At 61.4% G+C, this 1,259-nt stretch carries 4 protein-coding genes; all 4 read right to left on the bottom strand.

Annotated elements, in window-relative coordinates:
• Nucleotides 1–12: 12 nt before the first annotated feature.
• Genes MKK88_RS05630 through MKK88_RS05645 form a run of 4 tightly spaced genes read right to left on the bottom strand, consistent with a single transcriptional unit; the run spans nucleotide 13 to nucleotide 1,218 of the window.
• Nucleotides 13–249 carry a hypothetical protein gene (locus tag MKK88_RS05630; RefSeq protein WP_243997714.1) on the bottom strand — a complete coding sequence of 79 codons (237 nt, stop codon included), beginning with the start codon at nucleotides 247–249 and terminating at the stop codon, nucleotides 13–15.
• Between the two features lie 2 nt (nucleotides 250–251).
• Entirely contained in the window at nucleotides 252–695 is a 444-nt protein-coding gene (locus MKK88_RS05635) for a hypothetical protein (RefSeq protein WP_243997716.1), read from the bottom strand.
• A gap of 51 nt (nucleotides 696–746) precedes the next feature.
• Nucleotides 747–989, bottom strand: coding sequence for a hypothetical protein (locus MKK88_RS05640; protein ID WP_243997718.1), 243 nt, complete (start codon nucleotides 987–989; stop codon nucleotides 747–749).
• A complete protein-coding gene (locus MKK88_RS05645; RefSeq protein WP_243997720.1) occupies nucleotides 976–1,218 on the bottom strand; it encodes a hypothetical protein in 243 nt (80 codons plus the stop codon). Before MKK88_RS05645 ends, MKK88_RS05640 begins: the two co-directional genes overlap by 14 nt.
• Nucleotides 1,219–1,259: the final 41 nt, after the last annotated feature.

Here is a 1,259-nt window from a genome sequence, read left to right on the forward strand (position 1 = left end):
GACGGGCATGGGTCAGTGTCCTTTCCCCTGAGTGGTAAAGCGTTCGCGGATGATGTTGCGGATGTCGGCGGCGATGGCGTCAGCAGCTGAGATAGCCGCGGCTTCGGAGATGCCCGGCAGACTGAGAATTGCGTCTGCCGCGATCATCTCGACGGCGCCTACGACATCGTGGATGTCCTTGCTGCGAAGGATCCGGTTGCACTGCTGCCGTAGGATCTGAGACCGGTGCGGATCTGGTTGGCCGTCCATGGCTACGCCTCCACCTTGCTGCCGAGAAGCCGGGTGATCTCGTCAGGCAGGGCGGGCGGCGTCAGCTCAATCGCCTGCGGGGCAACCCAAGGCTCGCCAGCGGTCGGCTCCGGTCCCCAGTCCACGACGATCTCACCTGTCACCATGAACCGGTCTCGGAGGCGCTTGAGGGTGGCGATGACGCGGTGGGCTGGGTAGCGTTGGACGCCGAACTGTTCGCCTGCCCAGCCGGTTGGCTCAATCAGGCTACACGCGCCTTCTGACGTTAAACCTAGCCAATCCCTGATGCCTTCTGAGCCCAACAGCCTAGCGTGCCCAGCAATGCATCCAGCCGTTCCACACTCTGGACGCTCTCTCACGGCAACAAATCCCATATTGATCCGCTCCGGCGGCTGCGCTTCCAAATGCATGATGAGCTTGTTCAGGTTCGGAATGTTGAGCGTCATGGATCTAACTCCCCACTGAGATCTGATCTGCTTCGGCGACGCGACGACGGATCATTCCGCAGTCTCAGGAAGTCGTTGAACCTCACGCGCCTGATCCGCGAGCATCTTCGTCCCGTTCAGGTACAGGCGGACGCCGTTAAAGATTTGCTTGGCGAGAAGACTGCGGGCGATAGCGTCGTTGACGCTGATCTTGCCAGCGCGCAGCGCCTCAAGGTCGCCGGCTAAGCCGGTGATGATCTTATCGAGTTGCAGGCTTTCGGTGACGGGCGCCACCTCATAGTCACGCGCGGCCATACTGCGCCTCCCATTTCAGTGCGTGCGCTTTGCCGCACAGCGCCTCAGACAAAGCAAAGATCTGCGAAGCCTTTCGGCGGTCCATGAACGACCCTGCGGTCACACGAGCCCGGTAGCTTTCTTCGCAGGACCAGCACAGCGGCGCGATGTGTCGGTTGCGACCGCTCTTGAGCCAGCGGTTTTCGCGCTCCTGCTGGCAGATGGCGCAGATGAAGCTGGCATCATTCATTTGGACGCTCCCTCTGCTTCGGCGACGCGACGACGGGCTGT

It is taken from the genome of Methylobacterium sp. E-005 (assembly GCF_022829725.1).
GTDB lineage: Bacteria > Pseudomonadota > Alphaproteobacteria > Rhizobiales > Beijerinckiaceae > Methylobacterium.